Here is a 26,296-nt window from a genome sequence, read left to right as displayed (position 1 = left end):
AAAGAATATGAATATTTTCGTTGGAGGACTTCCTTTTAAAGTAGATGAAAGTGAGCTAAGAGAAATTTTTGAAAAATACGGTGAATTAACTTCCGTGAAGCTGATCATTGATAAGCAAAGTGGCCGGAGTAAAGGCTTTGGTTTTGTAGAGATGGCAGATGATGAAGCGGGTCAAAAGGCCATTGATGCCCTTGATGGGACCGAATTGTATGGCCGTACAATAGGTGTCAGGGTCTCTGAAGATAAAAAACCGGACAGAAGATATTGATCTATTCAAGGCAGAGCAGTCCTAATAGCTTGATGTCAATATTGTGGAACGGAAATTGTTACTGTTAAGAAAGGTCTGCATTTTTAAAGCTCTGAATTGTCGGATGTTGCTATTTATGAGCTTTGGGTCATATTTAAGGTAACATTTGAATAACATTTGGCAGTATTACGAATTCAAACCGAGTAATTTATTATTTTTGATTAGCAGGCTTTAGATTTTATAAAATAATCGGAGTTCTGTTTAATTGACAAACAATTATAAAAAAAACTGTTTAACCATTATGAAAAAATTAATCATTCTTTGCAGCGTTGTATTTTTATTTGCAACAGTAACAGCATTTAATGTTGTCGATCAAGCTGAATTTAAATTCGAGAAAGAAACACATGATTTTGGTAAAATTCCTCAGGGTAAGCCGGTAAGTGTTGAATTCAAATTTACAAATACTGGCGATGAGCCTTTAATAATAAGCAATATAGAAAGTGTTTGTGGCTGTACTGTACCAAAATATACCAATACACCGGTTTTGAAAGGTCAATCAGGAACAATTACTGTTACCTATAATGCAGCAGCACTTGCTCCATTCAGCAAGGGCTTGACTATCAGGTCGAATGCAAAAACTCCGATAAAAGTGATTTATATTAAAGGTGAGGTTGTTGCTGCTTCTGCAGAATAAATTCAAAGGTGTTAATATTTTAAAGAAGCCCGGATCATCCGGGCTTCTTTTGTTTCAAATAATCTCTGGCAGGTTTTCTTAGATACCTCTTACATTCATCTTAAGAGTATATACTGCCTTACTGGCAGTAATGAACAAAATATCCCTATTTTTTCCACCAAAACAAACATTAGCAGTTGAAGCAGGAATCGCAATATGCTCAATTTGCTTACCCTCCGGATTGAATACCGTAATGCCGCCTCTACCTGTCAGATAAAGATTTCCCCGATTATCAAGAGTCATTCCGTCTGATCCCATATCTGTAAACAGACGCCTGTTATATAATCTCCCCTGCTTACCGATATCATATTTATAGGTTTTTTTATCACCTATATCCGCAACAAACAGGTTTTTTCCATCTGCTGATCCTACGATTCCGTTAGGTCTCACAAAATTGCTGTCAACAACAAATGCGGCCTTAGATCCTTTGGGAAAGTAGTAAACACTTTGGCTACTCAAGTCAGGTTTTTTTCGTTCCCAATACGGGCGTTGGTAATAAGGATCTGTAAAATATATTCCTCCTTTAGCATCAATCCAAAGATCATTCGGGCCATTAAACCGTTTACCTTCAAAATTATCAAGTAATACTTTTACTTTTTTATCCGGACTGATTTGCCAGATTTCATTTTTTTCATCAGCTGCAGTGATCAGGTTTCCCTTTTTATCGAAATACATTCCGTCAGAGTATCCTGTTTTATCCATAAAAAGACTTAATTCACCTTCATTACTGTATTTCCAGATTTTCCCCTCAACAATGTCAGTGAAGAAAACATCCCCTTTTTTATTAACTGCGGGGCCTTCAGTGAATTTGAACTGATCAGAAATAAGAACAGGTTTTGCATTTTCTGCAATTATACCTGACTTCTCATTTTGAGTTTTTTTTGGAGTTGAAGCGCTTAAATTCAAGATTGTAAGCGGAAGGAGCATGCATAGGATTAAGAATTTCATATCTTATAATTTTGGTTTACAATGATGGCGTTTTACCACCATCTACAGGTAAATTGATGCCATTGATATATGATGCAGCCGGACTTGCTAAAAATGCAATAGCTGCTGCTACTTCATGCGGATCAGCTATTCGTCCCGCAGGAATTGTACTTATCATGTCATTGATCACATCCTCCCTGCTTTTGTTTTCACGTTCAGCAATTGCTGATATGAGGGATTCAAGTCTGCCGGTCATCGTAAAGCCGGGTAATATATTATTCACTGTTATACCAAATGGGCCAAGTTCAAGGGCAAGTGTTTTAGCCCAGCTTGCCACTGCTCCTCGAATGGTATTGGATACTCCCAGTCCTTTTAATGGGGTTTTTACTGAAGTGGAAATAATATTAATGATACGCCCGAAATTATGTTTTTTCATCCCGGTCGAAACAGCCTGTACCAGAATCTGGTTACAAATCAGATGCATATTAAAAGCATTGATAAATTCAGCTGTCCTGGCATCAATTGCCTGTCCTCCGGCAGGGCCACCAGTATTATTAATTAATATGTCAATTCGATTTTTGAGCACATACTCATTAATAATTAGATACAATTGATCCTGATCGTTGAAATCAGCAACTAAGTAATGATGCTTTTGCTTTTGTTTTGTCGACAGACCCTGAAGAACTTCCTTAAGCTTATCTTCATTTCTGGCCATTAGCGTAATATCAGCACCCAATAATGCAAGCTCAGTAGCACTGGATTTACCAATTCCCTGAGTGCTTCCGCAAACTAAGGCTCTTTTTCCGGTCAAATCTAAATTCATATAGGATAATAGCGTTATAAACAGGCTTAAGATAAAACCGAAAAATACTGCTCCAACTCCTGAAGTGTATTTGAATTGGTAGCAATATCCTTGATAATCTTCCCTTTTTCCATTAATAAAATGCGTTCACATACTTCCGTAACATGATTCAGGTCATGGCTGGATATGATGGTTGTAATATGCTTCTCTCTGCTGATATCTTTTACCATATTCTTCAATCGTATCTGGGTACTTGGATCTATATTAGCAAATGGTTCATCGAGCATCAGTATTTGAGGGTCCTGAATCAGACAGGCAGCTACCCCAACTTTGGTCTGGTTGCCTTTAGAAAGGTCGCGGATATATTTACCCTTCTTTAAAATCTCCCCGTTAAAAAATTCTGAAAAAGCAGGTAGTTCAGAGTCAACCTGAGCTTTACTTTTGTTGTGGAGTCCACCAATAAAATGAAAATATTCTTCAGGTGTCAAGTAATCGATCAGAAAGCCCTCATCAAGGTAAGAGGCAGTATAGTCTTTCCATGCTTCACTTTCTGCGACATTTTTTTCATCTGAAAGCACCTCGCCTGAATCTGGCCTGATCAGATCCAGCATCATTCGGAAAAGTGTGGTTTTACCGGCGCCATTATTTCCTACCAGCCCGATCGTTTCTCCTCTTTTAATAATTAGTTCAGGAATATTGACAACTGTTACTCCGTTATATTTCTTTTTTAAATTACTTATCCCAATCATATTATTTATTTCTAAATCCTTCTGCAATTAAATATCTTTTCTCCTGAAATCCCTTTACAAGTTTGTTAAGCCAGAATTCCCTGCTTATCATAAACACCAGCCCAATCAATGCAATAAATGCCAGACCTGCTTCAGGATAACCTAAAAGGTTAAGAGGGTAATATATTATAAACGGAGCCAGTAAGAGCGGGATACTCAGGATCCATTGAGATGCTCCAACACCCTCCCAGTTAAATGTGGCTCCCTTGCTAAGGTCAATCCTGCGGTAATTTTTGTTTGCAAAGTAAAGCACCAGTAGTGTGTTTACTCCCAGATTCCAGATTAACATAATGAAATGTACTATCAGAACCTTCCAGCCAAAATAAACATATGGAATGGTCAATATAAAACATAAAGAGGAAAAGAAAGTGAATAACAGGAATTTTGATCTGAAAAAATCTATCGCACTCACCTTGCTTACCAAAATACCATCGAAATGCGCACTCTGCCAGCTAAACATAAACTGCCCATAATTGATTATGAAAATACCGGTCATGAACATCCCGCAAAATACGATTCCTGAATATCCTGAAAAGCTAGGGTTAGTATAAAAAATCAGTCCGTAAAACATAAACAGCAGACTCATTGTGATAACTGAGCGCGGTCGTTTATTTCTGAGTATTAGTTTTAACTCATTAGCAACCAGGTCTCCTGCTTTCCCAAATCTGTTCAGATAAGGAATTTCAGTGCTTGATTTATGTGTAGTATCTGCTGTGTGTAGTTCCTCCAGGTAGAGGTTTATCCTAAGGTAGCGGTAATTGACTATGTAAACCAGGAGGGCCAGCAACAAAAAGATGAGACAATACAGCGGATTAGCCACTACGGTATTGAATAATCCTCCAGAAACAGCTGAGATTGAAAAAAGTTTAAAGTAAAAATCAAGTGAAAGGGAAAGGATTAAAGTACCGAAGAAAATTAACATCCAGATAGCATTTAGATTTACCTTTCTTTTAATCCATTGACTAAAAAAATGATTAGAAAGGGTAAGCCCAACTATGGATATCAGTAAACTCCAGAATTGAGCAAGTCCATGTTCCGGTAAAACTACTTTAATGAGCAGCGGCAATGACAATAAAATTGGCGTTAGGTTAAAAGTTGTCCACAGAGAGGTTAGTGAAAGATAGTTTATGAGTTGATTCTTCTTAATTCTGAGATGCAGATAGGGCCTCACACTCAGGGTTGGTAATTCCTGCATTTGAAAACGAAGAAGAAGATCCATTAAAAAATAGTACAGAATATAGCTATTGAATGAGTAAAGTATATCCTGACCCGGATGGGTCTTCTTTAGTATCCGGTCAAGAAAAAAAGCAACAACAAGTACATTTAGCAGGATATATAAAATGAGTATTGCCATCACCACTCTCATAATAACACTTTTTCCTGTGTTTTTTGAACGCCAGAATGCTTTTGACTGGTGAATTAGAAAGGTTATAGTCATCTTTGAAATTAAAAAAAATAATGCAAACCTAGTATTTATACTTTTCCTTCCACAGGGATTTAAGGCGTTCCCGAAGTTTTTCTTCAGCAGCATTCTTACCCGGATCATACAGCAGGGTTCCACTCAGATTTTCGGGCAGGTATTCCTGGGCCGTAAAATTGTCTTTATAGGTATGGGAATATTCGTATTCTTTGCCATAACCTATATTTTTCATGAGTTTGGTTGGCGCATTTCTCAGGTGTAAGGGTACCGACTGGTCGCCGGTTCTTGCCACAAGTTCCTGAGCTTTACTTATAGCCTCATAGCTTGCATTACTCTTTGGGGAAGAGGCCAGATAGGTAACGGTTTGTGAGAGAATAATCCTTGACTCCGGCCAGCCGATTACATTGACGGCCTGGAAACAGGTATTGGCCAGAAGCAGTGCATTAGGATTGGCATTACCTATATCTTCAGATGCAAGAATCAGCAAACGGCGGGCTATAAATGAAGGATCCTCACCTCCGGCAATCATACGTGCCAGCCAGTATACAGCCGCATTAGGGTCGCTTCCGCGAATGGATTTTATGAAAGCGGAGATAATATCGTAATGCTGCTCTCCGGCTTTATCATACATGGCCATATTTTGCTGGACAAGTTTCAGTACCAGATCATTGGTGATATTCACTTCTTGTTGATTCACAGCATTGACCACCAGTTCCAGTACATTAAGGAGCTTTCGCGCATCGCCGCCAGAAAGGCGGAGCAGGGCTTCATGTTCTTTGATTTGGATATTTTTATTTTTCAGATAGCTGTCTTCCTTGATGGCTTTATTCAATAATTCCACCAGATCTTCTTCCGGCAGATTTTGGAGAATATATACCTGACTTCTGGATAAAAGCGCTGAAATAACCTCGAAGGAAGGATTTTCAGTTGTCGCACCAATTAAAGTAACCAGACCCCTTTCCACCGCACCGAGCAATGAATCCTGTTGGGATTTCGAAAAACGATGGATTTCATCTATGAAAAGTATTGGGAGATTCTCATTTTCATCTTTTAAGCGTGTTGCCTGTTCAATCACATCCCGAATATCTTTAACCCCCGAATTTATTGCGCTCAGACCAAAAAATGGACGATTTAACTGTCTGGAAATAATTAATGCCAGAGTGGTTTTGCCAACACCCGGAGGCCCCCACAGTATCAGGGATGGCAGCATACCGCTTTCGATTGCAAGGCGCAAAATCGCATCCTTGCCAATCAGATGCTTCTGCCCAACATAGTCATCCAGTGTTGCCGGGCGCATTCGTTCTGCCAGTGGAGGAATTGTTGCCATTAATTTAAAGTATTAATTCATTCGGGTAATTGTAGAGATCTAAAGGCCGATTTCTTCATCCTGAAAGTTTTGAACCAACTCGACTGCATTACTAACCGAATCGCCTATAATCGTTATGAATGAGCCATCCTGAATATGTTCAATTGCATACTCAAAGGCTTCCTTACCTTTATGAATGATCTGTATATCAATTTCTGGCTTCACTTCCTTCAGTCCTTCTATAAGTAAGGAGATGATTTCTTCCCTGTTTCGGCCTCTCAGGTACTTTTCCTGACAGATGATTACATCGTCGAACATCTGCGCTGAAATCCGTCCAATTTCCCGAAGATCTTCATCCCGTCGGTCGCCGGTACCGGAAATGATTCCGGTGCTTTGTTTAATATCCAGTGTGGATAGAAAATCCTTAATGCCTCTCAATCCGTCGGGATTGTGGGCAAAGTCAACCATTATTTTACAATCCTTCAGTTCGAAAATATTCATCCGGCCAGGTGTCTGGGCAACAGATGGAATAAACGTTGTAAGGGAAAGACGAATATCTTCAGTTTTAAAACCCCATACAAATGTTGCAAGGCTGGCTGCCAACACATTTTGTGTCATAAAACTTACAGTGCCGTTAAAAGTGATGGGAACATGTGTCACCTTCTCTATTCTTATTTTCCAGTCTCCCTTTTTGATTGTAATAAAGCCGTTTTCATAAATTGCAGCTATTCCGCCTTTTTGGCAATGGTCCTTAATAACCGGATTTTTTTCATCCAGCGAAAAATAGGCCACATTGCAGCGAACATCTTTAGCTATTTTAACAGAATGTTTGTTGTCTGCATTTAATATAGCCCAGCCATCATTTTTCACTGAATTTATTACAACCGCTTTAACTCGCGCAAGGTCATCGAGTGTGTGAATATCTGAAATTCCCAGATGATCTTCCTGAATATTGGTAATAACGGCAATATCACAATGCCTGAAGCCAAGACCGGATCTTAAAATCCCTCCTCTGGCGGTTTCGAGAACAGCAAATTCGACCGTTGGATCTTTCAATACAAATTCAGCACTTATCGGGCCGGTTGTATCGCCTTTTAATAACATGGAGTTTTGAATATACACACCATCGGAAGTGGTAAAACCTACCCTAAAGCCATTATTTTTTACAATATGGGCAATTAGCCGCGTAGTGGTTGTTTTTCCATTTGTACCCGTAACCGCAATGATTGGAATTCGTGCTGACTTTCCCGGCGGATAAAGCATGTCTAATACCGGAGCTGCCACATTCCTTGGGAGCCCTTCGCTTGGAGCAAGGTGCATTCTGAAGCCCGGAGCGGCATTCACCTCCAGTACAACCCCTCCGTTTTCAGTGAGGAGCTCAGTTAAATTATTTGCCATGATGTCAATTCCGCAAATATCCAGGCCAATTACTCTGGCTATCCGCTCACACATAAATATATTCTGCGGGTGTACCAGGTCTGTAACATCAATTGAGGAGCCGCCTGTACTCAAATTTGCAGTAGATTTTAAGTAAACTATCTCTGATTTTTTCGGTATAGTAGCCAGTGTATAACCTTTTTTATCGAGCAGGTCGAGGGTATCGCGGTCAATTCCGATCTCGGTCAGAACATTTTCGTGTCCATAGCCACGGCGCGGATCACTGTTTTCAATCTCAATTAATTTATCTATCGTATTTAAGCCATCACCTATAATGTGGGCCGGTACGCGCTGGGCGGCTGCCACCATACGATTATCAATTACCAGGACCCTGAAATCATGACCGCTTATGAATCTCTCGACAATTACACGGTGTGAGTATTTCTGAGCGTAAGCAAATGCTTCAATAGCCTCCTTTCTGGTTTTTACATTGATTGTTGCTCCTTTTCCATGATTAGCATTCAGAGGTTTAAATACAAGGGGAAATCCAATTTTATCGAGGGCAATTTCCAGATCCTCATCTGTAGAAATGGTTAAACCCTTGGCAACCGGAATTGCTTGTTCCTGTAAAATGCGCTTGGTTTCATCTTTATTTCCGGCGAGGTCAACAGCAATACTGCTGGTTTTATCGGTCATTGTAGCCCTGAACCGAACCTGGTTTACACCATATCCCAGCTGAACCAGGGAACTTCTGTTGAGACGGATAAAAGGGATCTTTCTGGACACAGCTTCCTCAACGATTGAAGCAGTACTTGGACCAAAACGCTCACGTTGCCGCATTTTTTTCATTGTCATGATATCGTTTTCGATATCATAATCTCCACCGGAAATTAATTTCTCTGCAATGCGTACGGAGGCTTCGGCAGCATATACACCTACAGTTTCTTCAATATAACTAAATACGACATTATATATTCCCGGGGTTTTTGTCTCACGAGTACGGCCAAAGCCGGTTTCCATCCCTGCTAAGGATTGCAGCTCAAGTGCAATATGCTCAATAACATGACCCATCCAGGTACCTTTGTCTACCCGTTCAAAAAAACCACCCTCATGTCCGGGTGAACAACGGTGTGAATATAAACTCGGTATCAGCTCTTCAATCCGCTCCCTGAAACCATCAATTTTATTGGTTGGTCTTTGCTCCAGGTCCTCAAGATCAAGACGCATCTGGATCAGTTTTATACGATTTGTTGACCAGATATTCGGTCCCTTCAAAACCTGTATGCCCAATATTTTCATAGAATATTCTTTAATTTTTTTGGTTTTTATTACCCTTAAAGAACAGTTCTTTGGGGGTTTAGATGAACTTGCATTCGCTAAATTTATGCCAAACATATTCGGATACACTTAAAGGTCTCTTCAAAAGTTTAACAATCTAATAAAGTAACTGATTTTACACTAAATAGATATAACGCGCTAAAATATTAAAATTTAAGCCGATAATTTATGGAAGAATGTGTGAACAGTATATACTGTATACAGCCTTCATCTAATTTGATATGTTGAAAAGTTTAGTAAGTAATGTCTGAACATATACTACTGGTAATATATATTTGATTTTAAAGTAACGAAATTTTAATATTAACTATGGTTCCAAAGGGCAAACTTCTTATAATTGGCGGTGCGGTTGATCTGGGAAGTTCACTAAGTTATAATGAAAATGTCAGCCACCCGCATTATGTAAAATTCTTTGAACTGGGGATTCTCAAGCGGATTATCAGCGAATCAGCAAAAGCTGAAAACTCTGTCATAGAAGTTATTACTACGGCATCGAAAATACCCGAAATAGTGGGCGAGGAATACATTAATTCATTTAAACAGTTGCAGGTTAATAATGTCAATGTAATGGATATCAGGTCCAGAACTGATGTAATGATCCCTGAATATCTGGAACGCATAGCCAAAGCAGATGTAGTGATGTTTACAGGTGGATACCAACTCCGTTTGAGTTCCATATTCGGAGGCACTCCCTTTCTGCAGTTATTGAAAAAGCGTTACCATGAGGATAAATTTCTGATTGCCGGTACTTCTGCCGGGGCAGCCGCAGCCTCTACAAATATGATCTATCGCGGCAGCAGCAGTGAAGCTTTGATCAAGGGTGAAGTTCAGATCACTGCTGGTTTAGGTTTTATTGACTCAGTAATCGTAGATACTCATTTTGTTCAGCGTGGGCGGATAGGTCGCTTATTTTATGCTGTTGCCAGTAATCCGGGAATGTTAGGTATCGGACTTGGAGAGGATGCCGGATTATTGATCACTGAAGGAAATTGTTTGGAAGCCATTGGCTCAGGCCTGACAATATTGGTCGACGGCCGATATATTAGTGAAACGAGTATTTATGAAGTGGAAATAGGTTCTCCTGTTTCTATTGATGGCCTGAAAGTACATGTGATGTCTATATTTGATAGATATGATCTAGAAAAGCATGAGCTTATAATTAAAAAATCCATTAAAGTGGAAGAAGGGGTATTTTTGAAGGATAAAAGTGAAGACAATTAATGGAGCATAAATTAATTATTCACGGTGGTTTTTTTAGTGAATCGAATACAAATTCGGAAATAAAATTAGCCAAACAACAAGCCCTTTCTGATATTGTAAAGATGTCATACGACTATTTAAATTCCCATTCCGCTTTAGAAACTGCAGTTTTTGCAGTTGCCCTTCTGGAGGATTGTGAGCTATTTAATGCGGGTACCGGATCACAAATCCAGAGTGATGGGAAGATCAGACTTAGTGCCGGTTTAATGGATGGTAGTAAGAGTAAATTTTCTGGGGTTATAAATATTGAGGATGTCAGAAATCCGATATTAATTGCGCAGAAGTTAATGTCATTGGATGATCGTGTTCTGAGTGGTACGGGTGCGCTGGATTATGCACGAATCAATGGATTCGGATATTATAATCCGGAAACTCAGCAACGCAGAGAAGAATACGATAGAAAATTGAATGCATCCCTGGGTCTTGGAACCGTTGGATGTGTAGCTTTAGATAGAAAGAGGAATATTGCAGCAGCAACATCAACCGGCGGCAAGGGCTTTGAAATTCCAGGCCGGGTTAGTGACTCGGCTACTGCAGCAGGAAATTTTGCTAATCAGGATGCCGGCATATCCTGTACAGGTGTTGGTGAAGATATTGTAAGCTCAGGGCTTGCCGTTAAAATAGTTACGCGTGTTAGTGATGGGATGAGTCTGGCAGCAGCTTCACAAAAATCATTTCAGGAACTTAAACTTAGTGATGGTTTTGCCGGAATAATAGGAATTTCGGCAAGTGGAGAGCTATATCATTGCGACTCTCATCCGTATATGGTATGGGCGGCTTATGATTCCGAACTTTCGGTTTTTTCCTGAACTTATTGTTAAAAGTAATTTTAAATATCTTTGTACGTTTGAGCTTAACAGCAATATTATATGTGAAGGGATTGAGGAATCTATTTACTCAAACCCATTAGCAGGCAATTTTAAATGAATCTCAGTTCAATTCTATTTTCCATACTCTTACTGGGTATTTCGCTCAGCAGAGGTATTTCAGGGTCTGCTAAATCGGCTGATAGGGTCATTGGCTTAAGCCAATTGAGTATCATATCAAAAAGTTTAAAGTCTGACTCCCTCAATCAGACGATGAATAAGCAAACATCTTCAGGAGTCAGGGAGGTAAAAGATTACCTCATTACACTTCAGTTTCGTGAACATTTGAAGGCCTCTGATGATTTGCCTTTAGTTTTTCCTACATCAGCAGGAGTTTATAATGGAACCCTTCAGTCCGACTCATTAAGCGCATTTGATCAGCTCCTTTTTCTATCCAGAAATCTTGGGGACAGGAAGGCCGAAGCAGGGGTACTGAATTCCTATGCTGTAAGTCATGCTTTGAATGGAAAGATGGATGATGCGGTACTTTTATTAAATGAAGCAATACTTTTGAACCTGGAAGTCAACAATAAGTTTGCCGTAAGAAACAATTATTTAACGCTACAGCGGATCAACAGATACAGAGGAAATCTAAGTGAAGCTTTAAAGTACAATGAGGCTGTTTTAATGATTGATATGGGTACAAAAAATAGCAGATTAATTGCAGAAGCCTATATGGATCAGGCAGAGATTCTGACAAGTCAGAGAAATTATTCGGAAGCTGAAACCCTGGTATTGCGAAAGGCTTTGCCTTTGTATTATTATGGTTTGAAAGATAAGGCCGGTACAATCCGGTGTTATGATCAGCTGGCAGACAACTATCATCGCCAGAAAAAATTTACAGAGGCGAAATGGTTTTATATTCAGTCGAATATGCTTGCCAGAAAGATTAACAGCCCTTCAGGAATTGTGAACTCACTCATCAATCTTGCACATGTCAAAATGTCAATAGGGGATTATCAGCTAGCGCTGCTGGATTATAAAGAGGCAGAACAATTATCGGTTAAAAACAAGTTCACGAATAAGCTGATTGAAATAAAAAGTGACCTTGCTGATGTATATAGCAAACTCGGTAACGCAGGTGCCTCAAGTTCTGCATTTTCAGAGTTTAAAGTCATGAAAGAGACATTTTTGAGAACAATCCGATAATAGCGACAGGGTATTCTATTCGCAGATTCCATTTTTTAGGTATATTGAGAACCTATAATGTAAAACTACATAAACATGTTACATGGATTAACCTTCTATTCAGGGCTTTCCATAATTATATTTATTTTTTGGTACCAAATTAGATACGGTATATTCTGAAATGAAGTTAAAATCAGTTAAAGAAATGTTAAAGAGTTTTTGTCTGGCCTTATTTATTGTATCAGCCTTAGCTTGTCAGGCCGACCCGAGGGTTAGTATAATTGTTTCAGAAAGTGATCTGAAGCCGGAGCTTCAGCAATCTGTTGTGGCGAAGTCGCTGGTTGAGCTTTTGGAAAATTTTCACTATCAGAAAGTGGTTGTGGATGATGCTTTTTCGTCAATAGTGTTTGATGAGTACTTAAAAGCACTGGATAATGGAAAAAGCTATTTCCTTCAAAGTGATATTACAGATTTTGAAAAATATCGTTTAACGATGGATGATGATTTACGTGCCGGTGATTTGAGTGTAGCCTTTTATATCTTCAACGTTTATCAGAAAAGATATAATGATCGTGTGGCTTTTGCTTTAAAAGAAATTGATAAGAAGTTCGATTTTACCAGCAATGAAACTTATACTTACGACAGGGAGAAACTTCCCTGGCTTAAATCAGAAACTGAATCAAATAACCTCTGGTCTAAACGTGTTAAATATGAGATGCTAAACCTAAAGGTTACTGGTACTGACGAGTCAAAAATTAAGGAGACATTAAAAAAGCGATATGAGAATCTGGTTTCTCAATCTACAAAGTTTAATAATCAGGATGTCTTTGGGATCTTTATGAACTCTTTTACCGGAACCGTCGATCCGCATACTAATTACTTTGTACCTAACAGGGCGCAGGAATTCAATGAAGACCTTGCCCGAACTTTTGAAGGGATTGGTGCAAGGCTACAGCTCGAAAATGAGGTTGTTAAGATTGCAGAGATCATTCCTGGCGGGCCAGCATTTAAAGCTAAAACACTTGAAGTGAATGATCGAATTGTTGCAGTTGCGCAGGGTAAGGATGGCGAATTTGTGGATGTAATTGGATGGCGGCTGGATGTTACGGTTACCAAAATAAAGGGTCCCAAGGGAACGATCGTCCGTTTGAAAGTAATCCCTGCTGGTCAGGAATTATCTGCTACTCCTAAAATAGTGGAACTGGTTCGGGATAAGGTTGTGCTTGAAGAAGGGTCGGCAAAGAGAACTATCAAAACAGTTACACAAGATGGTAAAACGTATAAGATCGGAATTATCCAGATACCTGCCTTTTATGCTGATTTTAAGGCTATGCAGGCAAGGGATCCTAATTATAAGAGCACCACACGTGACGTGAAACTTCTGCTCGATACTTTAAAACGGGAAAATGTGGACGCTGTTGTGATTGATTTAAGAAGTAATGGAGGCGGATCTCTTCCTGAAGCAATTAGTCTGAGTGGTTTATTTATAAAATCAGGCCCTATTGTACAGGTACGCGACAGAAGAAATAATATTGAAATTGAAGAAGATGAAGATCCGGCTATTGCCTGGACGGGTCCATTAGGTGTATTACAGGATCGCTTTAGTGCTTCAGCTTCCGAAATTTTTGCAGGTGCCATTCAGGACTACGGACGAGGAATAATTATTGGTAACCAGTCTTATGGTAAAGGGACTGTTCAGCAGGGAATAGATATGGGAAGGGTCATTGGCACGGCTGATAAATTAATGCTTAAGGCATCTCAGCAGTCTTCCGGAAATAAGTCGGGCGCGTCTGTCGGCTCCAATGCACCTCAATTTGGGCAGATCAATTTAACTATGGCGAAGTTTTACAGGGTTAATGGCAGTACAACCCAGCATAAAGGAGTGGTTCCTGATATTGAGCTGCCAACAGTTTTCCCTAAGGATAAATATGGAGAAAGTTCCGAGCCACGGGCACTTCCCTGGGATACCATAGCTCCAAGCAAGTATTCATTGGTTGCAAATCTTGACGATGTAAGACTCAAATTGCTAAACATGCATAATGAACGTATGAAAACCTCCCCTGGCTATAAATATTTGCAGCAGGATATTGCTGATTTTGCAAAGCGTGAGGCTGAAACTACAATTACCCTGAATGAAGAACAGCTGAAAAAGGAAAGGGATGAACAGGAAGCAAAGGTTATGGAAAGAGAAAATCAGCGCCGTGCTGCCAAAGGACTGCCACCATTGAAAAAGGGTGAAGCCAGAGCTAAAGATGATGTCGATTTTATTCGGGATGAAGGTCTGCAGATTATGGCAGACTACATTAAGATTAAATAAGGAAGCCCCGGTTATTATGCCGGGGTGAATATTTAGTTTAAAAGGAGGTATCTTCCGGCTATTGGCAATTCCCTGTGCTTGTTGTTATCACCGACCAATGATATGATTGTGCTTGGTACGAGAACACCGACCAGAGGGGAATGCGATTTCTTGCCGGAAATACTCCGGAGGAAAGGGCTGAACTAAGCTATAACATACAGGTATTGCTTTCAAAAATCAATTATTGCGGCTTCATAGCTCTATAAGATCAATTATAACCGTATTTTTTACCCTTCCTTATACCGAACTCAGGGTAGTTTATTGGATATAGAAGATTAATTGTGTAGTATTCCCTTAAGCTTTCTTCATGTTCTCGGTTTCCATAATATTAATACTCATCATCTGTTCCATAGTACGCTTCATACCATCAGGAGAACCGTCGAGGAAAATAACATTCCCTTTGCCGTTCTCGGCAAAATGTTTGACGGCTTCAGTCCACATGGTGAATAGGATAACAGAGGTATCAAGATCGGCGGTTTGCATTTCTTTAGCAGCATGGGTCATACCCTTTGCTACTTCTTCCCTGAAAAGTGCGATACCTTGTCCACGTAGCTGAGCAGCTTCACGTTCGGCATTTGCCGCAATCTTAATGGCATTACCATCTGCCTCAGCAGCCTTGGTTTTGGTAATCAATAATGCCTGCCCCTCATTTTCTGCGGCGGCTTTAAGGTTATGTGAAGCTACCACCCGGCTCATAGAAGTAAGGATCACTTCATCAAAAGTAATATCGTTAATTTGGAGATCCTGAAGGTGGTAACCCCAGCTTTCGAGTACGGTGTCAATCTGTTCTTTTACGTGGTCTACAATATCCTTGCGTAGGCCTAAAACCTCCGATTGTTTTTTGCTCGCAACAAATGAACGGATTGTTCCCTCAATAGTACGAATGAGGGCCTGCATCAGATTCTGCTCATTGATGAATTTAAAAGCTACGTTTTTTATAGTGTCTTCATCAGGATTATTCACTGAATAAAGAACCATGGCTTTGAAATATACATTAGCCTGGTCTATTGTAACCGCCTGAAATTCAAGCTCAACCGAACGATTTTGTATCGAAATTCTGGAATGAATAACTTCAATGAGCGGAATTTTAAAATTCAGTCCCGGTTTAAGAAGCCTTCTGTACTTTCCAAATATGGTTATTACACCAATAGTTCCCTGTTTAACCGTTACAAACGAACTAAATAAGATAACTATGGCAATAAATAATAAAATATAACTTGTATACATGGCGATAAAATTTAAGGAAGATACGGAACTAATTTTGCATTAATACTGAAGCTTCTCGATTGTGCAGACAAAACAGTACAGTAGAACTCTTTAATAATCAGCCGTAAATAATATTTGGCAGATTTATTGCATGAATCTAATAAATTAAACAGATGAATTTAAAAAGAGTTTTCGGAACGATATTAACTGTATTGGGAATAATAGGACTAATCTACGCGGCAATTGGCTTTGTGCAGAACTCAGAGGGTTATAAAATGCTGATTGTTTTCGCTATATTAGGAATAGTGTTTTTCATTACAGGAATTGGATTGGTTAAAAGTACTACAGATCAGGCAAAATAAAAATAAAAGCACCGTACTGTTTATAGTACGGTGCTTCATATTATTTTTAGGAATGACCTAATTTATTGGAGTTAGTCTCGAAGGGATGCGAGTAATCGCCCGCCTTTATAATAATATTTTCTCCAGTATGCCTCATCAAGATCGCTGATCATGACACCTTTGCTCGTTGAGGCATGGGCAAATTTATTATTTCCCATGTATACGCCCATGTGAGTAATAGATCGGCTTCCAATTTTGAAGAATACCAAATCACCTTCTTTTAACTCTGATTTACTTATCGGGTTAACGTTACTGAAGATATTTCTTGAATTATTACCTATTAAAGTGCTGAAAACCTTATTGTATAACTCAAAAGCAAAACCAGAACAATCAATCCCTTTTTTAGTACCACCACCTAATCTGTACGGAGTACCAATCCAGTCATATACAAATTGATAAAGTTTAAGGTTTGATGTGGCAGAAAGGGCTACACCCATGATTTGTGAGAAGTATTCAGAAGCAAGATTATCAGGATCTGCGATTTTTTCTAATGTTTTCTGATCTTTTCCAAGAGTTTGTGCCTGAACCGACACAAAAGAAATCACAAATAGTAAAACAATAATTACTCTTTTCCCTATCATTATTGATCTTTCGTTTTTAAGTAAACAGTGCTTGATGAACGTGTGTTTACTGATTATATTCTAAGAATGTTACAAAAATATAAATAAATTGTATAACAACAAGTCATTTAATTTTGTTTAATTAATTTTTTAGGCAAATTCAGTCATTAAAACGTGTTAACAAAACAAATGGTATTCTTTTTTTAGGAAGTTATGGTTAGATTTGTCATCCCTTGTAAAGGATTAATTTGTTTAACTGAAACGATTACGAATGAGTTCAATTGAAATTACGAAAGACACTTATCTTCAATGGTATGAGTCAATGCTGCTGATGCGAAAGTTTGAAGAAAAAGCCGGTCAACTTTACGGGCAACAAAAAATCAGAGGTTTTTGCCATTTGTATATAGGTCAGGAAGCGGTAATGGCAGGTACAATGTCAGTTATCCGTCCGGAAGATTCACTCATCACTGCCTACCGTGATCATGCCCATGCACTTGCAAAAGGCATGAGTGCTAATGAGGTTATGGCTGAATTATTTGGTAAGGCAACCGGATGCTCTAAAGGAAAGGGTGGGTCAATGCACATGTTTAGTAAGGAAAAGAAATTTTTCGGAGGCCATGGTATTGTTGGAGGTCAGATCCCACTGGGTGCTGGAATAGCCTTTGCAGAACAGTATAATGGAACCGATAATGTTTGCATTTGTTATATGGGTGATGGCGCCGTTCGTCAGGGAGCATTGCATGAAACTTTTAATATGGCTATGCTTTGGAAGCTACCTGTGATATTTGTGTGCGAGAACAATGGCTATGCGATGGGTACTTCGGTTTCGAGAACAACAAATATGGTTGACATTTACAAAATCGGTTTAGGATTTGATATGCCATGTGCACCTGTTGACGGTATGGATCCTGCTGCGGTCCATAATGCATTAGATGAGGCTGTTCAGCGGGCCCGACGCGGTGATGGCCCTACATTTTTAGAGGCAAGAACCTATCGTTATAAAGGACATTCTATGTCTGATCCTGCAAAATACCGTACGAAAGAAGAAGTTGAGGGTTATAAAGCCAAAGACCCTATTGAGGTGGTTAGAGCGACTATTGAAGATAAAAAGTATGCTGACAAAGACTGGTTTGATTCAATTAATGATAAAATTAAAGCCATTGTTGACGAATCGGTAAAATTTTCTGAAGAATCACCATGGCCGGATCCGTCTGAACTATACACAGATGTTTATATCCAACCGGATTATCCATACATCCGCGACTAAATTTAAATTCTAAAATTCTAATCTGGAAATAAAATGGCTGAAGTAGTGAAAATGCCTAAGATGAGCGATACGATGACGGAGGGAGTTATCGCTAAGTGGCATAAAAAAGTTGGTGACAAAGTAAGTTCAGGGGATCTGATTGCTGAAGTGGAAACAGACAAGGCAACCATGGACTTTGAGTCTTTTCAGGATGGAACTTTACTATATATAGGGGCCAAAGAGGGGGAAGCAGCAGCAGTTGATGCTGTGATAGCAATTCTTGGTGCTGAAGGAGAGGATTATCAGGCGCTTTTAAGTGATTCCGGAAGTCAGAAGGAAACTTCTGAACCTGCCAAAGCACCGAAAGAAGCCGAAAAAGCACCAGAAGAAGCTGAAAAAGCACCGAAAGAAACTGAAAAAGCACCAGAAGAAGCTGAAAAGGAGAGTGCACCTGTTGTATTAAATGAAGAACCTAAGTCTTCCGGAAGCAGTGATGCAGATGCAGAAGCAATGGGTGCTACCATTATCCGGATGCCTTTATTAAGTGATACTATGACTGAAGGTGTAATAGCTGAATGGCATAAAAAAGTTGGAGATCAGGTTAAAAGTGATGATGCATTAGCAGATGTTGAAACCGACAAAGCAACAATGGAAGTGACCGGTTACGCCGATGGCACACTTTTATATGTTGGCGTTGAAAAGGGACAGGCAGCTAAAGTAAATGAGATCATTGCTATAGTTGGTAAAGAAGGTACAGATGTATCAGCATTATTAAAATCGGGTTCAAAACCGGCAGCTGCAGTAGAATTAAAGGCTGAAGCGCAGCCGGATAAAGCAAAGCCTGCGGTTGAGTCTAAAGTAATTGCTGAAGCACAGCATGTTGAAAGTGATTCAACGTCACGTTTAAAAGCATCTCCATTGGCCCGCAAGATTGCAAAGGATAAGGGAATTGACATTTCTCAGGTAAAAGGCAGTGCCGAAGGTGGCCGGATCGTGAAAAAAGATATAGAAAGCTTTAAACCTACTGAACAGACACAGAGTCCGAAAGTAAGTCAGGCTGCTGCAACAACATCTGCAAGTCACTCAGCTCCAGCAGCTCCAGCCGCAGCCTCGGCACCGGCAGTTATACCTCAATTTATCGGGGAGGAGAAATACACGGAGAAACCAGTTTCTCAAATGCGTAAAGTTATTGCAAAACGACTTGCAGAAAGTTTGTTCACATCGCCGCACTTTTATCTGACCATGTCAATTGATATGGATAGCGCGATGCAGGCCCGCACCAAAATCAATGAATTTGCATCTGTGAAAATATCATTCAATGATATGGTTCTTAAGGCTGTTGCAGTTGCTTTAAAACAGCACCCAAATGTTAATTCATCCTGGTTAGGTGATCGGATTCGATATAATGAGCACATAAATATTGGGGTCGCCGTAGCAGTTGAAGATGGTTTACTGGTACCGGTAGTTCGTTTTGCCGATGGAAAATCACTTTCACATATTTCTGCAGAGGTTAAAGATTTTGCCCAACGTGCAAAATCAAAGAAATTACAGCCAGCAGACTGGGAAGGTTCAACTTTTACGATCTCTAACCTGGGAATGTTCGGTATCGATGAGTTTACAGCAATCATTAATCCGCCAGATGCCTGCATCCTTGCCGTAGGTGGAATCCAGCAAGTTCCCGTTGTTAAAAACGGAGCAGTTGTTCCGGGAAATGTCATGAAAGTTACCTTAAGTTGTGACCATCGTGTGGTAGATGGAGCCACAGGAGCAGCATTCCTGCAAACTTTAAAAGCATTGCTGGAAGAGCCGGTAAGATTGCTGGTTTAAGCAGTATCATTATGAAATACGATGAGGCTGTCCATTAACAAAATGGTCAGCCTCTTTTGTAAGATGCGAGAAATAAGACAAGAGCTGTTCCCTGTTTGCTGATTTGCTCATTCCCTGTTTTCATTTCCCAAAAACCCCCATTTCAATACAATTGAACGTAAAACCACTATACCTTAAGCGGTTCTCAGGTATACCTAAGCCCTCTGCTGAACGTCCGTTTCCCTCTGGTGGCTGTTCTCAACTACCATGAGGAGCCGGGAGCTGGCCATAGTGTCAGGATTTAACCCTGTGCTATTGATAAACTCAATATTTTTCCTTAAATTCAGGTATGTGATTTTAAAAATGGCTATTCAAACCTCAGTACTTTTTAAGGGCTTCAGTGGAAGCGTTAACCACCAGCTGGTATTCAGACAGTGCGGGGGAAAGACTATTGTTTCCAGATTCCCGGACAGGAGTACTGTAATCTATTCAGAGAGGCAGAAAAGGGAGCAAAGACGCTTTGCAGATGCGGTTTCTTTTGCACGGGTGGTGATTTCCGACGAAGGGCTGAAACAGGAGTACAGCATTAAAGCAGCTTTACTGCGTTTCCGCTCTGCCTGGAATGTAGCTATTGCGGAGTATATGAGTGATCAGCCTCTGAGTGTCAAAAAGAAGAAGATCCCTTTTGATAAATCTCTGATCAGAAATCCGCTGGGTAGAAACATCCATGTGAAATTGTATAAAACGATTGAAGAAGTTCCGGTTCTTGTTAAGCTGCCGAAACGAGGGCTCATATTCAGGAATATTGCAAAGTGCCGGCGAGATCCCTACCGGAAAAAACAGAAAGATCTTGTTGCAGAGATAGAATGTTAAAAATGATCTTTCTGATAAGGGGGATGTAGTTTATTTTGACGGCTTAGTTGATTGTAATTCCGTTCTTTTTTTTGTCCGCATAACCAAATACTTTTTTTAGCAGTGGACTGCTACGGATGCCTGAATTTTCACGAATTTTTAATTCTTCCTGAGCTATTTCCAGAAATAACCCATCTATTGCTTTCTGTGTTGCGTAGGCAACAAGGTCTGTATTTACCTTGCCGGCTAGCGGTATTTGATTGTATGAGGTACTCAGGTCAGTCCAGTACTTTGTTGCCTGAGTTTTATCCAGGGAGCTTTGAATAACCGGGTTAAATTTGGCCTCCAGCGCCTTACTGGTTACTCGCTGAAAATAGCTGGTCGCAGCATTTTTCTGATCGCTCAGCAATATATTAGAAGCATCCTGAATACTCATTTCTTTTATTGCAGAAATAAAAATTGGCTTTGCTTCTTTTGCGGCAAGTTCGGCTGCCCGGTTCAGGCTGAGAATAAAGTCATCACAAACTTTATTCATGCCTATTCCACGCAGGGCTTTTTCAACTTTTCTTGCTTCTGGTGGAAAAAGGAGCTTGATTGCAGAATTTCCAAGGAATCCATTTTGAAGGGATAATCGGTCGGTACCTGCAGACACTCCGATTTCAAGGGCCTCCTTTAGCGCATCCCCAATTTCGGTCTGACTCGGACTACCAGGTCTGATTGCATTTGCTGCTTCTCTTAAAACCTGTGGCAATTTAATCTGCGCAAATGAAGTGACAGAGCAGGATAGAAAAATACAAAAGATTGCAATTATGAATTTCATCTGTTTAAAGTTATTTTATTCCAGTCGGATTAATAATTTGAATTTCCCAAATTAACGGTTAAAATGATAAGAAATTATTCCATTTGCCACCAACAGACTTATATACGATAAATTCTGGATTCGAATTTATGCCTGCCTAACTCCTGTTCCGGTCTGCATAAGCAAAGACTTTTTGCAATAATGGACTTGTTCTTGCTGAAAGTCTTGAGCGTATTTTCAATTCTTCCTGTGCAATTTCAAAAAAGATTCCTGCAATTGCCTTTTGTGCAACATATGCACTAAGATCAGGATTTACCTTTCCAACAAGCGGGATGCTGTTATAAGCAGTGATAGCATCTGTCCAGTATTTTGTAGCGCCAACTTTGCTTAAACTATTCTGAATGATGGGTTGAAATTTCTGGAGCAGTTGATCAGTTGTGACCCGCTGAAAATATAATGTAGCTGCATCCTGTTGCCCGCTTAATAAAATATTTGATGCATCATTGAAGGTCATCCCTTTTATTGCGGAAATAAATATGGGTTTTGCTTCAATAGCAGCCGCTTCAGCAGCCCTGTTTACACTTAATATGACATTATCTGCCAGTTGGTTTAAGCCTACACTCCGGAGGGTACGCTCAACCTTCTGAGCTTCCTCAGGAAAAAGTATTTTTATAGCCGCATTGGCAAAAAAACCATCCGTTTGGGATAATCTTTCAGATCCTGCAGATGTCCCAAGCTCCAATGCCTGCTTAAGCCCAAGGGAAATTTCGGTGGCAGTCGGATTTCCAAGCCCACTTTGAGAAAGGATCTGGCCTGCCTGATTTAAAGTATCGCATGATGAAAGCAGGAATAAACCTGTTGATAAAGCAAATATTTTAAAGAATCTCATAATTATAATTATTTCTGTTAAGTAAAGAGAAGGAGCAAAGACGAATTCCTAACAAATTATAACAGGGTTCTTTGATCCTTGCTCTTTGTTCCTGGTTCCTTTTTATAAGTTATCAAAACTCCTGCCAAATTCACAAATAATAATTATACTTGATCAGCTTAAATAAAGGCAACTTGAGAATTAAAAAGAATTCATCCGGCAATTCTACCATTAATGAGTTTGAACTGCTTACCGCGTACCGCAGTACCGGGGACCTGGAACTGCTCGGGAAGCTTTATGAACAGTATATGCCTCTGGTATTCGGCTTGTGTCTGAAGTACTTCAGAGATGAAGAACAAAGTAAAGATGCCGTGATGCAGATTTTTGAGGAACTGGTGAAAAAACTAAAGGTTCACGAAGTATCAAATTTCAAAAGCTGGCTTTATACCCTGACCCGAAATCATTGCCTGATGATTCTTCGTTCATCATCAAAGCACGAAATGCTAAGTATTGATGAAAATTTTATGGAAAATGAAGCATTTGTGCATCTTAACCTTGAGGATGATACCGAAGAGAAGCTGGCCATAATGGCAAAATGTATAGATGATTTGCCATCAGAACAGAAAATAAGCATAAATCTGTTTTATTTAGAGCAGAGATGCTATAAAGAAGTTGCAGATGTAACCGGCTTTGATCTGAGCAAAGTTAAAAGCTATATACAGAATGGTAAACGAAATCTGAAAATTTGTATAGAGAAAAACAGTGAACACTAAGTATCCCGATAATTTGATGATCAGTAAGTACCTGGAAGGGAAGCTGGATCATGAAGATATGCACAGGCTTGAAAAACAAGCCTTGAGTGATCCTTTCCTTTGGGAAGCATTGGAAGGATATGCACATACATCCAATCCCGGCACAGAACTGAGTATTTTGCAAAGGCAGTTGAATCAGCGGATTGTTCATTTACAGGAAAATAAAAAGGTTTTTGATTTTACCTGGCAGCGTTTGAGTGTGGCGGCATCAGCATCTGTATTGTTCATTACTGCCGGAATCCTGTTCTGGATGAATATTAGCAGGCCGGGAGCCATTACAGAAAAGCAGGTGCAAGTGTCTCTTATCGACCGTGATTCATTGAATACTGAAATTCATGGTTCTACGGGCCGTCCGGTAATCAGTGAGAAGAAATATCCTGTTTCATCAGATGAGACCAGAATTGCGGCTTATAGCTCTACTTTGAAAGAAAACAATGAGCCTGAGGTTATTAACCCGGCACCATCTTCAAACAATGAGGCTTTAGTGGCCAGCAAAAGTAATCAGGCTAGCAAACTCCGCATTCAAGAACCAGAAACAGGGGTTTTGGCTTCCTCCGAAGGTATAAGTGCTTCTCAACAGGCTGTTCAACCAGTTACAGGATGGGATATCTACCGTAAATACATGGAAGACAATATTCGCAAACCAGCTGATTCGAAAGTGAGCGGCTCAGTACTTTTATCCTTTGAGCTTGACGGGAACGGAAAACCGGCAAACTTCCAAATACTGAAAGGATTAACTGCTGATTGTAATGCAGAGGCAATTCGTCTCATCAGGGATGGTCCCGCCTGGAGAACCCGTGATGGGAGTAAGATCAATACCGGAAGGATTGAAGTCCGCTTTTGACCTTTAAAGAATACTGCTGATTGGGCAGTTTTAATGGTCTAATTTTGTAAATATAACTGAGACAAATGAACAGATTACTAACGCTGATTTTATTGACATTTATCTATTCAGGCTGTAATCAGCCCGATGCCCGAAAGATTGTAGATAAAAGTATTGCCTTTTACAATATGGATAAGCTGACTAATGCGACTCTGGAATTTAAATTCAGGACTGCAAGTTTTAAGGTTATGCAGAATGGAGGTCAGTTTAAGTATGAACGGTTTTTTAGTGATTCTACAGGCAATGTTCATGATATATTAAGCAATGAAGGCTTTAAACGCATATTGGACGGTAAAGAATTGCTGCTTGATCAGAAGGAATCAGATAAACACCGGCAGTCACTAAATGCTGTCATATATTTTCTATACTTACCGCTTAAATTAAATGATGCATCTGTAGTAAAAAAATATCTTGGCAAAACTCAGATCAAAGGTAAAAATTATCATAAGATTGAGATTTCATTCGAAAATTCAGAAGAAGCGGGTGATCATAGTGATGTGTTTTATTACTGGTTCGATACAGAAGACTATAGCATGGATCATTTCGCTTATAGCGCGGGTGGTAACCGCTTCCGGGAAGTACTCAGAACCCATGAGACAGGTGGTGTAATTTTTCAGGACTATGTTAATTACCAGATGCCGCTTGATGATTCGCTTACAACGGTTGACAAGTATGATAGTTTGTATGAAGCTGGCAGACTAAGGGTATTATCTCAAATTGAACTGAAGGATATTGTCCTTAAGTAGAAACTCTGCTTTTAGCTAAATATTTTCGAAATTTTATAGTTTGAAGTTCAACGCATTCCAACCATCAAATTATAGGAACAAACTAAGTATAAAATAAAGTAATGCTGCCAATGTTGCAGAGACAGGTATTGTAAGTATCCATGCCCATAAGAGGCTTATAGTAATTCCCCAGCGTACTGCTGATACGCGTTTGCTTAATCCAACCCCGATAATTGCACCTGTAATGGTATGTGTTGTTGAAACCGGAATTTTAAAATGTTCAGTCATGAACAAAGTTATAGCTCCGGCAGTTTCTGCTGCAACACCTTCCAATGGAGTAACCTTAGTGATTTTGGTACCCATGGTCTTTACGATTTTCCAGCCGCCACTCATTGTACCAGCCGCTATAGCTGTGTAACATGCCAAAGGAATCCATTCTGGAATATGGTTGATTTTTACCTTACCATTTAGAACAGTATAGTCAACATGAAGCCAGGCTGACATGGTGTCAACACTTAGGTTAGCATCTTTTAGATAAACAATAACCGCTGCTGCAATTATACCCATTACTTTTTGGGCGTCATTTCCACCGTGACCAAGACTGAATAAAGCGGAAGAAACTAGCTGTAGCTTTTTAAACCACCATTCAGCCTTTGAAGGGTTGGCATAGCGACAGATATTTACGATGATGACAGTTATAAAATACGCCATGACCATACCAATAATCGGAGCCAGAACGATAAACGCGGCAACTTTGCCGATCACGCTGAGGTTGACCACATCCAGGCCGCCATGAGCTATAGCTGCACCGGCAAATCCACCGATTAGCGTATGTGATGAACTTGAAGGAATTCCATACCACCAGGTTAGTAAATTCCAGCATATTGCTGCTATTACGCCCGCCAGAATGACCACAAGGTTAATGTTCATTGTATCAGCAGTCTTCGCCACTGTATCAGCTACATTTAAATTGAATATCCAATAAGCTAGGAAATTAAAAAAGGCCGCCCAAACTACTGCCTGAAAAGGTGTTAATACCTTAGTGGATACAACAGTTGCAATAGAATTTGCAGCATCATGAAAGCCATTGATATAATCGAATACCAATGCTAAAATAATGATTACAATTAACAGTGTAAAACCCATATAACTGGTGTAATATCTTTAATGATGTAATTAAGCGTTTTTCACCAGGATAGATTCCAGCACGTTCGCTGCATCCTCACACATATCAGTAGCGGTCTCAAGTCCGGAAAGAACTTCCTTATATTTGATCAGGTTTACCGCATCTTTCTCATTATCGAAGAGCTCACCAACTGCTTTATCAAAAATATAATCAGCCTGATTTTCAATACTGTTAATACGAACACAGCAATCTGCAATCAAACGGATATTTTTTAAATCCCTTAATTCGTGAATAGCTTTATGAAGATCCTGACATGCCTGCAATATCAGGTTGGCAAGTTCTTTGATTGGAGGTGTAATAATTGTAACATTATAAAGATCCATACGACTTGCAGAACCATGGATGTAATCGGCAATATCATCGATCGCACTTGCCAGTCTGTGAATGTCTTCGCGGTCGAACGG

At 39.7% G+C, this 26,296-nt stretch carries 25 protein-coding genes; 13 read left to right on the top strand and 12 right to left on the bottom strand.

Translation table 11 applies throughout. From position 1 onward, the window contains the following. The first annotated feature begins 7 nt into the window (after positions 1-7). Both Q8S11_RS06895 and Q8S11_RS06890 read left to right on the top strand, forming a co-directional pair. Positions 8-268, top strand: a complete 261-nt coding sequence (locus tag Q8S11_RS06895; protein ID WP_305661349.1) for an RNA-binding protein — start codon at positions 8-10, stop codon at positions 266-268. A 280-nt stretch (positions 269-548) separates the two neighbouring features. Further along, positions 549-941, top strand: a complete 393-nt coding sequence (locus tag Q8S11_RS06890) for a DUF1573 domain-containing protein (RefSeq protein ID WP_305661348.1) — start codon at positions 549-551, stop codon at positions 939-941. 78 nt (positions 942-1,019) lie between these two features. On the opposite strand, the gene Q8S11_RS06885 is transcribed toward Q8S11_RS06890, so the two are convergent. Genes Q8S11_RS06885 through cphA form a run of 6 tightly spaced genes read right to left on the bottom strand, consistent with a single transcriptional unit; the run spans position 1,020 to position 8,899 of the window. After that, entirely contained in the window at positions 1,020-1,928 is a 909-nt protein-coding gene (locus tag Q8S11_RS06885) for an SMP-30/gluconolactonase/LRE family protein (protein WP_305661347.1), read from the bottom strand. 16 nt (positions 1,929-1,944) lie between these two features. Next, on the bottom strand, positions 1,945-2,730 hold the full coding sequence (locus tag Q8S11_RS06880; RefSeq protein WP_305661346.1) for an SDR family oxidoreductase: 786 nt from the start codon (positions 2,728-2,730) through the stop codon (positions 1,945-1,947). 26 nt (positions 2,731-2,756) lie between these two features. Further along, entirely contained in the window at positions 2,757-3,458 is a 702-nt protein-coding gene (locus Q8S11_RS06875; protein ID WP_305661345.1) for an ABC transporter ATP-binding protein, read from the bottom strand. Position 3,459: 1 nt separating this feature from the next. Continuing rightward, a complete protein-coding gene (locus Q8S11_RS06870) occupies positions 3,460-4,935 on the bottom strand; it encodes a DUF5687 family protein (RefSeq protein ID WP_305661344.1) in 1,476 nt (491 codons plus the stop codon). A 28-nt stretch (positions 4,936-4,963) separates the two neighbouring features. Next, positions 4,964-6,244 (bottom strand): replication-associated recombination protein A, encoded by a 1,281-nt coding sequence (locus Q8S11_RS06865; RefSeq protein ID WP_305661343.1) that lies wholly within the window; start codon positions 6,242-6,244, stop codon positions 4,964-4,966. Positions 6,245-6,283: 39 nt separating this feature from the next. Beyond that, entirely contained in the window at positions 6,284-8,899 is a 2,616-nt protein-coding gene (gene cphA, locus Q8S11_RS06860; protein WP_305661342.1) for a cyanophycin synthetase, read from the bottom strand. A 348-nt stretch (positions 8,900-9,247) separates the two neighbouring features. Between cphA and Q8S11_RS06855 the strand changes: the two genes are divergently transcribed. The 4 genes from Q8S11_RS06855 to Q8S11_RS06840 all read left to right on the top strand — a co-directional run bounded on the left by Q8S11_RS06855 (position 9,248) and on the right by Q8S11_RS06840 (position 14,509). Continuing rightward, complete coding sequence (locus Q8S11_RS06855) at positions 9,248-10,159, top strand: cyanophycinase (RefSeq protein ID WP_305661341.1); 912 nt, start codon at positions 9,248-9,250, stop codon at positions 10,157-10,159. Then, complete coding sequence (locus Q8S11_RS06850) at positions 10,159-11,007, top strand: isoaspartyl peptidase/L-asparaginase (RefSeq protein ID WP_305661340.1); 849 nt, start codon at positions 10,159-10,161, stop codon at positions 11,005-11,007. Before Q8S11_RS06855 ends, Q8S11_RS06850 begins: the two co-directional genes overlap by 1 nt. 270 nt (positions 11,008-11,277) lie before the next feature. Further along, positions 11,278-12,213, top strand: coding sequence for a tetratricopeptide repeat protein (locus Q8S11_RS06845; RefSeq protein WP_305661339.1), 936 nt, complete (start codon positions 11,278-11,280; stop codon positions 12,211-12,213). A 160-nt stretch (positions 12,214-12,373) separates the two neighbouring features. Beyond that, positions 12,374-14,509, top strand: a complete 2,136-nt coding sequence (locus Q8S11_RS06840) for a carboxy terminal-processing peptidase (RefSeq protein ID WP_305661338.1) — start codon at positions 12,374-12,376, stop codon at positions 14,507-14,509. Between the two features lie 333 nt (positions 14,510-14,842). Here Q8S11_RS06840 and Q8S11_RS06835 read toward each other — a convergent pair whose 3' ends face one another. Next, the gene (locus Q8S11_RS06835) at positions 14,843-15,775 is read right to left on the bottom strand and encodes an SPFH domain-containing protein (protein WP_305661337.1); all 933 of its coding nucleotides are present in this window, start codon (positions 15,773-15,775) and stop codon (positions 14,843-14,845) included. 152 nt (positions 15,776-15,927) lie between these two features. On the opposite strand from Q8S11_RS06835, the gene Q8S11_RS06830 reads away from it, so the two are divergent. After that, positions 15,928-16,116 carry a hypothetical protein gene (locus tag Q8S11_RS06830; protein WP_305661336.1) on the top strand — a complete coding sequence of 63 codons (189 nt, stop codon included), beginning with the start codon at positions 15,928-15,930 and terminating at the stop codon, positions 16,114-16,116. A 71-nt stretch (positions 16,117-16,187) separates the two neighbouring features. On the opposite strand, the gene Q8S11_RS06825 is transcribed toward Q8S11_RS06830, so the two are convergent. Then, positions 16,188-16,736: a C40 family peptidase gene (locus Q8S11_RS06825; RefSeq protein WP_305661335.1), complete on the bottom strand. Its 549-nt coding sequence runs from the start codon at positions 16,734-16,736 to the stop codon at positions 16,188-16,190. 250 nt (positions 16,737-16,986) lie between these two features. Between Q8S11_RS06825 and pdhA the strand changes: the two genes are divergently transcribed. The 3 genes from pdhA to Q8S11_RS06810 all read left to right on the top strand — a co-directional run bounded on the left by pdhA (position 16,987) and on the right by Q8S11_RS06810 (position 20,640). After that, positions 16,987-17,982 carry a pyruvate dehydrogenase (acetyl-transferring) E1 component subunit alpha gene (pdhA, locus tag Q8S11_RS06820; protein WP_305661334.1) on the top strand — a complete coding sequence of 332 codons (996 nt, stop codon included), beginning with the start codon at positions 16,987-16,989 and terminating at the stop codon, positions 17,980-17,982. 33 nt (positions 17,983-18,015) lie between these two features. After that, positions 18,016-19,788, top strand: coding sequence for a pyruvate dehydrogenase complex dihydrolipoamide acetyltransferase (locus Q8S11_RS06815; protein ID WP_305661333.1), 1,773 nt, complete (start codon positions 18,016-18,018; stop codon positions 19,786-19,788). 342 nt (positions 19,789-20,130) lie between these two features. Beyond that, a complete protein-coding gene (locus Q8S11_RS06810; protein WP_305661332.1) occupies positions 20,131-20,640 on the top strand; it encodes a hypothetical protein in 510 nt (169 codons plus the stop codon). A 43-nt stretch (positions 20,641-20,683) separates the two neighbouring features. On the opposite strand, the gene Q8S11_RS06805 is transcribed toward Q8S11_RS06810, so the two are convergent. Together Q8S11_RS06805 and Q8S11_RS06800 are read right to left on the bottom strand one after the other, a co-directional pair. Next, positions 20,684-21,439, bottom strand: a complete 756-nt coding sequence (locus Q8S11_RS06805; RefSeq protein WP_305661331.1) for a DUF4197 domain-containing protein — start codon at positions 21,437-21,439, stop codon at positions 20,684-20,686. 136 nt (positions 21,440-21,575) lie between these two features. Continuing rightward, entirely contained in the window at positions 21,576-22,307 is a 732-nt protein-coding gene (locus tag Q8S11_RS06800; RefSeq protein ID WP_305661330.1) for a DUF4197 domain-containing protein, read from the bottom strand. Between the two features lie 173 nt (positions 22,308-22,480). Here Q8S11_RS06800 and Q8S11_RS06795 point away from each other — a divergent pair, with 173 nt between their 5' ends. The 3 genes from Q8S11_RS06795 (at position 22,481) to Q8S11_RS06785 (ending at position 24,727) form a co-directional block, all read left to right on the top strand. Then, positions 22,481-23,059 carry an RNA polymerase sigma factor gene (locus tag Q8S11_RS06795; protein ID WP_305661329.1) on the top strand — a complete coding sequence of 193 codons (579 nt, stop codon included), beginning with the start codon at positions 22,481-22,483 and terminating at the stop codon, positions 23,057-23,059. After that, a complete protein-coding gene (locus Q8S11_RS06790; RefSeq protein ID WP_305661328.1) occupies positions 23,049-23,942 on the top strand; it encodes an energy transducer TonB in 894 nt (297 codons plus the stop codon). The genes Q8S11_RS06795 and Q8S11_RS06790 overlap by 11 nt, the downstream gene beginning before the upstream one ends. Before the next feature lie 65 nt (positions 23,943-24,007). Further along, positions 24,008-24,727, top strand: a complete 720-nt coding sequence (locus tag Q8S11_RS06785; protein ID WP_305661327.1) for a DUF6503 family protein — start codon at positions 24,008-24,010, stop codon at positions 24,725-24,727. A 69-nt stretch (positions 24,728-24,796) separates the two neighbouring features. Here the strand turns inward: Q8S11_RS06785 and Q8S11_RS06780 are convergent, their stop codons facing one another. Both Q8S11_RS06780 and Q8S11_RS06775 read right to left on the bottom strand, forming a co-directional pair. Continuing rightward, entirely contained in the window at positions 24,797-25,852 is a 1,056-nt protein-coding gene (locus tag Q8S11_RS06780) for an inorganic phosphate transporter (RefSeq protein WP_305661326.1), read from the bottom strand. A gap of 30 nt (positions 25,853-25,882) precedes the next feature. Next, positions 25,883-26,296 (bottom strand): DUF47 domain-containing protein (locus tag Q8S11_RS06775; RefSeq protein WP_305661325.1); only part of this gene is annotated, 414 nt, incomplete at its 5' end.

Source organism: Daejeonella sp., from assembly GCF_030695525.1.
Classification (GTDB): Bacteria; Bacteroidota; Bacteroidia; order Sphingobacteriales; family Sphingobacteriaceae; genus Daejeonella.
The sequence above is the reverse complement of the archived record's forward strand: the minus strand, read 5'-3'. Positions and strand labels throughout refer to the sequence as shown.

Excerpts from the sequence above, each read along its gene's own strand:
- pdhA (WP_305661334.1), top strand. The coding sequence starts at position 16,987 with ATGAGTTCAATTGAAATTACGAAAGACACTTATCTTCAATGGTATGAG.
- Q8S11_RS06780 (WP_305661326.1), bottom strand. The coding sequence starts at position 25,852 with ATGGGTTTTACACTGTTAATTGTAATCATTATTTTAGCATTGGTATTC.
- Q8S11_RS06870 (WP_305661344.1), bottom strand. The coding sequence starts at position 4,935 with ATGACTATAACCTTTCTAATTCACCAGTCAAAAGCATTCTGGCGTTCA.
- Q8S11_RS06890 (WP_305661348.1), top strand. The coding sequence starts at position 549 with ATGAAAAAATTAATCATTCTTTGCAGCGTTGTATTTTTATTTGCAACA.
- Q8S11_RS06830 (WP_305661336.1), top strand. The coding sequence starts at position 15,928 with ATGAATTTAAAAAGAGTTTTCGGAACGATATTAACTGTATTGGGAATA.
- Q8S11_RS06895 (WP_305661349.1), top strand. The coding sequence starts at position 8 with ATGAATATTTTCGTTGGAGGACTTCCTTTTAAAGTAGATGAAAGTGAG.
- Q8S11_RS06785 (WP_305661327.1), top strand. The coding sequence starts at position 24,008 with ATGAACAGATTACTAACGCTGATTTTATTGACATTTATCTATTCAGGC.
- Q8S11_RS06865 (WP_305661343.1), bottom strand. The coding sequence starts at position 6,244 with ATGGCAACAATTCCTCCACTGGCAGAACGAATGCGCCCGGCAACACTG.
- Q8S11_RS06810 (WP_305661332.1), top strand. The coding sequence starts at position 20,131 with ATGGCTATTCAAACCTCAGTACTTTTTAAGGGCTTCAGTGGAAGCGTT.
- Q8S11_RS06845 (WP_305661339.1), top strand. The coding sequence starts at position 11,278 with ATGAATAAGCAAACATCTTCAGGAGTCAGGGAGGTAAAAGATTACCTC.
- Q8S11_RS06875 (WP_305661345.1), bottom strand. The coding sequence starts at position 3,458 with ATGATTGGGATAAGTAATTTAAAAAAGAAATATAACGGAGTAACAGTT.
- Q8S11_RS06805 (WP_305661331.1), bottom strand. The coding sequence starts at position 21,439 with ATGAAATTCATAATTGCAATCTTTTGTATTTTTCTATCCTGCTCTGTC.
- Q8S11_RS06835 (WP_305661337.1), bottom strand. The coding sequence starts at position 15,775 with ATGTATACAAGTTATATTTTATTATTTATTGCCATAGTTATCTTATTT.
- Q8S11_RS06880 (WP_305661346.1), bottom strand. The coding sequence starts at position 2,730 with ATGAATTTAGATTTGACCGGAAAAAGAGCCTTAGTTTGCGGAAGCACT.
- cphA (WP_305661342.1), bottom strand. The coding sequence starts at position 8,899 with ATGAAAATATTGGGCATACAGGTTTTGAAGGGACCGAATATCTGGTCA.
- Q8S11_RS06825 (WP_305661335.1), bottom strand. The coding sequence starts at position 16,736 with ATGATAGGGAAAAGAGTAATTATTGTTTTACTATTTGTGATTTCTTTT.
- Q8S11_RS06840 (WP_305661338.1), top strand. The coding sequence starts at position 12,374 with ATGAAGTTAAAATCAGTTAAAGAAATGTTAAAGAGTTTTTGTCTGGCC.
- Q8S11_RS06855 (WP_305661341.1), top strand. The coding sequence starts at position 9,248 with ATGGTTCCAAAGGGCAAACTTCTTATAATTGGCGGTGCGGTTGATCTG.
- Q8S11_RS06850 (WP_305661340.1), top strand. The coding sequence starts at position 10,159 with ATGGAGCATAAATTAATTATTCACGGTGGTTTTTTTAGTGAATCGAAT.
- Q8S11_RS06800 (WP_305661330.1), bottom strand. The coding sequence starts at position 22,307 with ATGAGATTCTTTAAAATATTTGCTTTATCAACAGGTTTATTCCTGCTT.
- Q8S11_RS06885 (WP_305661347.1), bottom strand. The coding sequence starts at position 1,928 with ATGAAATTCTTAATCCTATGCATGCTCCTTCCGCTTACAATCTTGAAT.
- Q8S11_RS06815 (WP_305661333.1), top strand. The coding sequence starts at position 18,016 with ATGGCTGAAGTAGTGAAAATGCCTAAGATGAGCGATACGATGACGGAG.